Origin of the sequence: Nonomuraea sp. NPDC005983 (assembly GCF_040614375.1) — a bacterium.
GTDB lineage: Bacteria > Actinomycetota > Actinomycetes > Streptosporangiales > Streptosporangiaceae > Nonomuraea.
The window spans coordinates 39,436-46,581 of sequence record NZ_JBEXUP010000065.1; the positions used below are offsets into that span (position 1 = coordinate 39,436).

The 7,146-nt window shown below is 67.5% G+C and carries 7 protein-coding genes and 1 pseudogene; 5 read left to right on the plus strand and 3 right to left on the minus strand.

The features are described 5' to 3' along the window. Positions 1-29: 29 nt before the first annotated feature. A complete protein-coding gene (locus ABZ297_RS26245) occupies positions 30-1,082 on the minus strand; it encodes a hypothetical protein (protein ID WP_355351024.1) in 1,053 nt (350 codons plus the stop codon). Positions 1,083-2,794: 1,712 nt separating this feature from the next. On the opposite strand from ABZ297_RS26245, the gene ABZ297_RS26250 reads away from it, so the two are divergent. The 4 genes from ABZ297_RS26250 to ABZ297_RS26265 all read left to right on the plus strand — a co-directional run bounded on the left by ABZ297_RS26250 (position 2,795) and on the right by ABZ297_RS26265 (position 5,095). After that, the gene (locus tag ABZ297_RS26250; RefSeq protein ID WP_355351026.1) at positions 2,795-3,361 is read left to right on the plus strand and encodes a MauE/DoxX family redox-associated membrane protein; all 567 of its coding nucleotides are present in this window, start codon (positions 2,795-2,797) and stop codon (positions 3,359-3,361) included. Beyond that, positions 3,358-3,912 carry a hypothetical protein gene (locus ABZ297_RS26255; protein WP_355351028.1) on the plus strand — a complete coding sequence of 185 codons (555 nt, stop codon included), beginning with the start codon at positions 3,358-3,360 and terminating at the stop codon, positions 3,910-3,912. Before ABZ297_RS26250 ends, ABZ297_RS26255 begins: the two co-directional genes overlap by 4 nt. Before the next feature lie 31 nt (positions 3,913-3,943). Further along, positions 3,944-4,312 (plus strand): hypothetical protein, encoded by a 369-nt coding sequence (locus ABZ297_RS26260; protein WP_355351030.1) that lies wholly within the window; start codon positions 3,944-3,946, stop codon positions 4,310-4,312. A 207-nt stretch (positions 4,313-4,519) separates the two neighbouring features. Next, entirely contained in the window at positions 4,520-5,095 is a 576-nt protein-coding gene (locus ABZ297_RS26265; protein ID WP_355351032.1) for a hypothetical protein, read from the plus strand. A 39-nt stretch (positions 5,096-5,134) separates the two neighbouring features. Here ABZ297_RS26265 and ABZ297_RS26270 read toward each other — a convergent pair whose 3' ends face one another. Both ABZ297_RS26270 and selD read right to left on the minus strand, forming a co-directional pair. After that, positions 5,135-5,722, minus strand: coding sequence for a hypothetical protein (locus ABZ297_RS26270; RefSeq protein WP_355351034.1), 588 nt, complete (start codon positions 5,720-5,722; stop codon positions 5,135-5,137). Between the two features lie 39 nt (positions 5,723-5,761). Continuing rightward, positions 5,762-6,751 (minus strand): selenide, water dikinase SelD, encoded by a 990-nt coding sequence (selD, locus tag ABZ297_RS26275; protein WP_355351036.1) that lies wholly within the window; start codon positions 6,749-6,751, stop codon positions 5,762-5,764. Positions 6,752-6,797: 46 nt separating this feature from the next. Here selD and ABZ297_RS26280 point away from each other — a divergent pair. Further along, positions 6,798-7,146, plus strand: a pseudogene (locus ABZ297_RS26280) (L-seryl-tRNA(Sec) selenium transferase); the annotation flags it as partial.

Sequence of the window (7,146 nt, forward strand, 5' to 3'; positions counted from 1 at the left end):
AGGACCCCCGGCGCTCTGAGGCTGGGCGGTCAGGCCAACTCGTAGATCAGTAGGGTGCCGTCTACGCGCCGGGCCAGAGCCCATAGCCGGGTGGTGCCCGGTACCGGGACGATGTCCACGAACCCCGCCCACCCCCCTTCCGCGGGCAGCGTCGATTTGGTCATACGGCCGCCGCGGAAGTTGAGCACGTACGACTGCGCGTGGGCGGGGTTAGCGGCGATCCACACACCGCCGACCCGGTCGGCGCGGACGGCAGGCAGCCAGGTCTTGGCCAACGGCAGGTTCAGCCACCTCCACGCGGTGCCGTCCCAGCGCACGACCATGCCGCGGTCGGGCGCCTCGCAGGACCCGGATCGCTCGAAGGCGCCCTGCGTCACCAGCCACACGTCGTCGTGGGTGCGGGCCGCCATACCGTAGAAGTCGCCGGCGTGCGAAGGAGGGCAGCCAGGCGCGGGAGGCAGGGGAGCGGTTACCCATCCGGAGCCGTCCCGCCGTATCACCGTGGCTGCTCCCGAGGGGTGGATCACCGCCCAGGCCTCGCCCCTGTCGGGGGCGGCGACGAGCGAGATCTGGTCCAGGTCGCCGTACGGGCTCGGCTTGGGGACCGGTTTCCACGAGCGGCCGTCCCAGTGACTGAGTCCGGATCCGGAGTAGTCGTCCGGGCCGCCGTGTTCGGAGACCCAGACGTCGTCCTTGGCCCCGACGGCGATGGATCCACGCTCGTACTCGTTGGTCCACGGGCGGTACACCCACCGGCCGCCGGCCAGCTGGAACGGGCGGTCCCCGGAGAACATCCACAGGTCGTCCCCTGATGGGGAGGCGGCGAAGCGCGCGTTGTAGGCGCTGACGCCCTTCGGCAGCACGGCGGTCCGCCAGGAGGCGCCGTCCCAGCGGAGCATCGTCGAGGAAATCTGCTGCTGGCCGTGCTGGAGGAGGGCCCAGGCCTGTCCCTGTCCTGTGGCGCCTATCGTGCCGGTCCATCCCCGCACCGCGTACGTCAGCCGCCACGTGGCCGCCCACGTCGCCTGTACGTCCGCGCCGCACACCGCGAGCAGGACGACGAGGACGGTCACGAATTTCATGAACGATCACGCTATCGCGCGCGAAGGGGCGTGGCTGGATCTTGGCTATGCGGTCAGAGAGGACCGTCAGGACCTTCCACGCTCACACCGCTCCGGCAACCGCGTCAGGCGGTGCTCCCTGCACACGCGGGGATGGTCGCGACGCCACTGGCGAGACCACCTGCGAGCGGATGTGCTCCCCGCATGCGGGGATGATTCCGGCGTCAATGAGGTGCACCTTGGGCGTGGTGGTCTCCAGCCTGGTCGTCCACCACATGCCGGCTGCTGAGAGTGGCACGGCCATACAAGAGACGTTCCGGGTGCTGCGGCCGGCAACTGTTGTGTCTGGCCGTTCATGGTCATAAACGACGGCCTACTGCCATCCACGACAAATACGCGGCCAAGTTTTGAGGGCTGGACGCGGTCCAGAGCCCGCATGGCTCTTGCAGGGGAAGCACGTCCCGCGGCCCGCACTGAAGTGACTATCCCCCGTGTCCGAGGAGCACTTCGTGTTGGTGTGCCATCGGCTTGTGGCGGACCCTCTCTATGCGCGGGAGCAGGTAACCGCATGCCTGGACTGGGATCCCTGGTGGGAGACCATCCCTGAGTTCGTCGACCACAGATACTGACCTGTAGCGCTGTCAGTGCTAGACGTCAAGAACGGGCGGTTTCGAAGCGATAGACATTTGGGAGGCAGTGGCTTTGTCTGGCTCAAGGTGCAGGTTGTGGCCAGCGAATAGTGTACGGTCCAAATAGCTGATTTCGGGTGTCCTTTGCGACGCTGACGTGCCTTGCTTTGGGGAACGTCAATATCATCGCGAAATTTCAGCGGAGTCCGTGCTGGTTCCCCCTCTGTGCACTTACAGCCAACACAGGGTGAGGTGTAGGCCCCTCGATCGCGGATGACGGACAGTAGCTGCTCGCAGCGCTGTGCAGAGTGAAACGCGGGGGTGGTCTGCAAACCTGCAATGCGCTCCTCATGCATGTGGGGATGGTCCCACAGGGTGCGGCGTAACCACGTCCTGGGGTAAGTGCTCCACGTGCACGCGGGGATTGGGCTGCAGGCATTGCTGGCCGGAAGTGATCCCCTTGACGGGAGATCGCTTCCGGTCGCAGCAGTTGGGCGTCCTTTCGGGGGTGCATGATCGTTGTCTTGTCGGCGAACTGTCAGCTCTCCGGCAAGCTTGAGGCTTGAACCCGCTGCGCAACAAAGGCTCTTAACTCGATCTATCGGCTAGGTGCTCACGCCGAGTTGATTATTCAATACTGCATTCGGGTCTTTGTCGTGCCCTGAATAAGCTGCTTGTCGCGCATTCTCCGATGCATCCGTGGACACGTGTCCATCGTTGCCTTTGGAGGGGCGACACCTTCGCAGGAGCGAGCGTGGATCATCCTCACCCGCGTGCGCCGGGAGCACCTGGGCCGGTAATGCCCGGGAGGGCGGCGCAGGGAGCGCCAGGAAGTGTTCCGTGGATCATTGAACCGGGTCACGGAGCCAGATCCTTATCGAGGAGACGTCGACGGCGTCAATCCTCCCAAAACGTGGAGACGTGACTGCTGACCGATGACGGGATGCTCGGTCAAGGCGTGTCCGACCAGGCGTCGTCCTCAGCGTCGAGGTGGGCTGACGGGCCGACGTCGCCATCTATCTCGCCGGGACGATCTTGTCAAGTGTTGATCATTTAAGGCCGGTACCATACTTTTCGTTCATCCGACCCTGACGGGAGTGACGGATGAACGTGAATGCGGCAGTCGTGACCGGAGCCGCAGCTCAGGTCGTACTCATCGTGGTTTTCCTGATTGCGGCACTGTCAAAGATCATTACCCATCACGAGCTCGGCCAGACCATCGCACGGCTCGGTCCGGCGGCTCTGGCGAGGCATGCCGCGATCGCGGTGATCTCCGCGGAGATGCTGGCCGTGACCGGCCTGGCGGTGGCGCCGTCCGCCTTGTGGCCCAGAGTGCTCATCGCGCTGCTGGCGCTGGTGTTCGCCGGTGCCGGAATCCGCGCGCTGGGCCGCGGAGAGAAGATCAAGTGCGGTTGTTTCGGGGATAGCGGCGCCGTGCTCGGCTGGCGCCAAGTGCTGTACCTCCCGCTGTGGTTGGCGCTGGCCGCACTGGCCGAGGGGAGCCCGCCGACCTGGACCGGGCAGGAGGGGCTGCTCGGCCTGGCCGTGGCGCTGCTCGCCTTGGTCGCCTGGAAACTGAGGGCCGAACTACGTGTGTTGCGCCCGCTGCGGGAGGACCGGATGGTGCTTCCCGACCCGACCCAACTCGAAGCGGAGGTGCACACCGCATGACGATGGTGCTGCTCATCGTGGTCTGCCTGCTGGCCGTGGTGCTGTTCATCCAGATCAGCGCGCAGGTGGAACTTTTCCAGCAGATCAAGCAGATCCGGGGATACCTCGACATGGAGGACAAGCCCACCCCGGTGGAGTTGGGAACCCTGGAGGGCGCCCGGCCGAGCAGCTTCGGCCTGCCGGCGGCCCTCGACGAGGCCGAGCGGGCCATGGTGCTGTTCCTCTCCAACAAGTGCGAGACCTGCCACAACCTGGCATCGGCGCTGCGTGGGGGTGCGGTGCCGCCATCAATGTGGGTCGTGGTCGTCCCGGTGTCCGGGGACGGCAACGAGTTCATCGCCGAGTTCGGGCTGTACAGCGAGCGGGTCCTCCTCGACGAGGAGGAGCGCATCGTCGGCAGCATCGGGCTCGACATCACACCCGTCGCACTCCACGTCACCGAGGGGAAGCTGACACGGGCCCACACGGTGCCGACGGTCAGGCAGATGTACGCGGCCGCCCCTGTCCCCTACAAGCACAACCTGGCCGGCAAGCCCTCCGTACGGCACTGATCCGATTCATCCCACGGTCAGAGAGGCCAGTATGGACCACCTCAACAAAATGTCGGAAGGAACCGATTCGTCTAGCCGGCGAGGATTCCTCGGCTGGATGGGCAGGGTCGGCGTTGCGGCGATCGGTGCGGTCGCCGGCGCGACCGTGATGACCAAGCCGGCGGCGGCGGCGAACTGGCGCTGCTGCAACCTCGCCCTCCCCAACAAGTTCTGCAGCACCAACAGCAGCGGACAGTACGTCTGCCCGTCGGGTTACAGCATGAAGGTGTGGCAATGCTGCAGCGGCTCGGCGCCGTACCAGCGGAAGTACGCCTGCGGTGAGTGCACCAAGGGCGGGGACTGCTCCACAGGCCCGTTCATCTGCTCGGCCGGCTGGACCGTCAACGCCAACGGCTGCTAACAGGTAGCCGAGTGGCCGGCCGGGCGCGACGCCGTTGGCCGGCCACTCCGGATGGAGGATGGCTTGTCCTTTGACACCTGGGTGACCTTCGCGTTGCTCCTGCTCATCGCGAGCGCGGGCTTCGCGCAGTTGTTCAGCTTTTGAGGCGTGTCCTTCGTCGGATACCTCCGCCCCCTGGTTCAGGGGAGAGTTCCCGGGGAGAAGGCCATGTACCGGCCGATCCTCATGCTCATGCTCGGCTTCAGCCTCTCCGCGCTGACCATGTACGGGCTGGTGCACCTGTTCGGCTCCGGCCTGTTCGGCTCCGGCCTGTTCGGCGGAGTGCCGGGGACGGGAGCCAAGCTCGCCGCGGCGACGGTGATGCTCGCTTGCCTGGTCATCGACTCCGGCCTGTTCGGGCTGCGCACACCCATGTGGCGGCGCCAGACTCCGCAGCAGCATTTCTACCGGTTCGGCCCGGCCAGGGGAGCGCTCCTGTGGGGGCTGGACACCGGCCTGGTCCTGACCACGTTCAGGGTCACCTCGCTCACCTGGGCGGCACTCGGCGTCACGCTGTTCGGGCTGGTGCCGTGGTGGGCGGGACTGGCCTACGCGATCGGCTTCACCTGGCCGGGTTTCGTGTTGGTGGCGATCGTGCCACCGTCGAAGGACCTGGTGGAGATCCCTGAGCCGATGTGGCTGATCGACTGGCTCATGAACAGAGAGAAGCCGGTCAGGCGGCTGGCGCTGGGCGTTCTCACGGTCGCGTTCGCCGGCGTCGTCACCTCGTTGTTCCTGGGCTGAGGCGCCGCCCGCCGCTCGCGCGGGCGGCGCCTCCCCAGGTCAGCAGGCGCCGTTGAAGAAGGAGATCTCACGCCGGACGACGGCCTCGCCTGGCACTCGGAACTCCAACGGGACGCACCTGGGTTCCTTCACGTAGAAGCCGCCCACGAAGATCGTGTCATGGTCGGAGCACGCGGTGAAGGCCACCGCGTGGTCGGCCTCGGCCGGGGTACGGGCGTTCCTGGACTGCTCGGAGTAGAGCAGGCCCGCGCTGTCGTGGAACTTCGCGGGGATGGACACCGTGATCGTCTTGCCCTTCCTGACCAGCGCGCCGACCTTGAACCTGTGGTCGCTTCCGTACTGCTCGGCTTGGGCGCCGCCCCACGCGAGCAGTCCGGGGATGACCAGCGGCCCCACCACGAGGTCGTCCGGCGCGGCGGCGCGGCTCGAGTTCTTCTCCCCCGGGAACTCCCCATTGCGGTTGGCGCAATTCAGCACCCGCGGATTGCCGAGGCTTCCCGGTCGCCCGGCCGTCTGCGCGGCCTCCGTCCGCGCGTCGGCCTCCCCTGCGGCACAAGCGGTCAAGGACGGCAGCAACGCCACCAGCGCCGCCCAAGTCGATCCCCTGCGAACACCTTTGAAGATCATTACCTAGTTGTACACCCGGTCCCGGACGGTGGCCAGATGTCAGCGGATCACGACGGCGTGGCGTTTGCGGGGGATCAGCTCACCGATCACCGGAGCCCCCGGGATCTCCCCGGCGACCAGCAGGCCCCCGGAGGTCTGCGCGTCGGCGAGCAGGAGGAGCGTCTCCTCATCCACCACCCCGGTGTCGGTGTGCGGGGCCACCCAGTCCAGGTTGCGGCGCGAGCCTCCCGGCACGTAGCCGTCGCGCACGGCCTCACGGGCGCCCTCGATGAGCGGAACGGCCGCCGCGTCGATCACCGCGGTGACGCCGGAGGCTCGGGCGAGCTTGTACAGGTGGCCCAGCAGACCGAAGCCGGTGACATCGGTGGCGCAGCGGACGCCGGCTTCCAGCGCGGCCTGGCCGGCGTCGGCGTTGAGCCGGGTCATGACCTCGATCGCCTGCGGGAACACCTGGCCCGTTGCCTTGTGCCGGTTGTTCAGCACGCCGGAGCCGATGGGCTTGGTCAGCGAGAGCGGCAGCCCGGGGCGGCCCGCGTCGTTGCGCATCAGCCGCGCGGGGTCGGCCAGCCCGGTGACTGCCATGCCGTACATGGGCTCCGGCCCGTTCACGCTGTGCCCGCCCGCCACGTGGCACCCGGCCTGCCGCGCGACGTCCGCACCGCCCCGCAGCACCTCGCTGGCGATCTCGTACGGCAGGCCTTCCCGGGGCCAGCACAGCACGTTGAGTGCGACGAGCGGCCGCCCGCCCATGGCGTAGACATCCGAGAGCGCGTTGGAGGCGGCGATCCGGCCCCAGTCGTAGGGGTCGTCGACGACCGGCGTGAAGAAGTCGGCGGTGCTCACGATCGCGGTGTCGCCCTGAACGCGGACGACCGCCGCGTCGTCACCGGTCTCCGTGCCGACCAGCAGTTCGCCCAGCGGATCGTCGGGCGGCACCGCGCCGAAGCCCGCGAGCACGCTCTCCAGTTCGCCGGCCGGGATCTTGCAGGCGCAGCCGCCGCCCTGCGCGTAGTGCGTCAATCGCTGCATGATCGTAATGTACAGATCTGTTGATCATGGTGTAAGTCCGGATGTCATGACCGATCCGCGCCGCCTCATCCCACGCACCGACACCGTACTCGCCGACCCGAGGTTCACGCAGGCGCTGCTGCGGCTCGGGCACGACAGGGTCAAGGCCGTCGTCAACGAGGCGCAGCGCTTGGCCAGGGAGGGGACGATCGCCCCCGGGGAGGTCGCGGAGGCGGCACTTGCGTCCCTCCCCGCCGGGGGCCCGCGCCGAGTCGTCAACGCCACCGGGGTGCTCCTGCACACCAATCTGGGCCGCGCACGCCTGTCGGAGGCCGCGGTTGAGGCGGTGCGCGTCGCCGCGGGCATCACCGACATCGAACTCGATCTCGCGACCGGCCGCCGGGGCCGCCGGGGCC

Bases quoted from the DNA above. Each gene is read 5' to 3' on its own strand.
- ABZ297_RS26245 (WP_355351024.1), bottom strand. From the start codon at position 1,082: ATGAAATTCGTGACCGTCCTCGTCGTCCTGCTCGCGGTGTGCGGCGCG.
- ABZ297_RS26250 (WP_355351026.1), top strand. From the start codon at position 2,795: ATGAACGTGAATGCGGCAGTCGTGACCGGAGCCGCAGCTCAGGTCGTA.
- ABZ297_RS26255 (WP_355351028.1), top strand. From the start codon at position 3,358: ATGACGATGGTGCTGCTCATCGTGGTCTGCCTGCTGGCCGTGGTGCTG.
- ABZ297_RS26260 (WP_355351030.1), top strand. From the start codon at position 3,944: ATGGACCACCTCAACAAAATGTCGGAAGGAACCGATTCGTCTAGCCGG.
- ABZ297_RS26265 (WP_355351032.1), top strand. From the start codon at position 4,520: ATGTACCGGCCGATCCTCATGCTCATGCTCGGCTTCAGCCTCTCCGCG.
- ABZ297_RS26270 (WP_355351034.1), bottom strand. From the start codon at position 5,722: ATGATCTTCAAAGGTGTTCGCAGGGGATCGACTTGGGCGGCGCTGGTG.
- selD (WP_355351036.1), bottom strand. From the start codon at position 6,751: ATGCAGCGATTGACGCACTACGCGCAGGGCGGCGGCTGCGCCTGCAAG.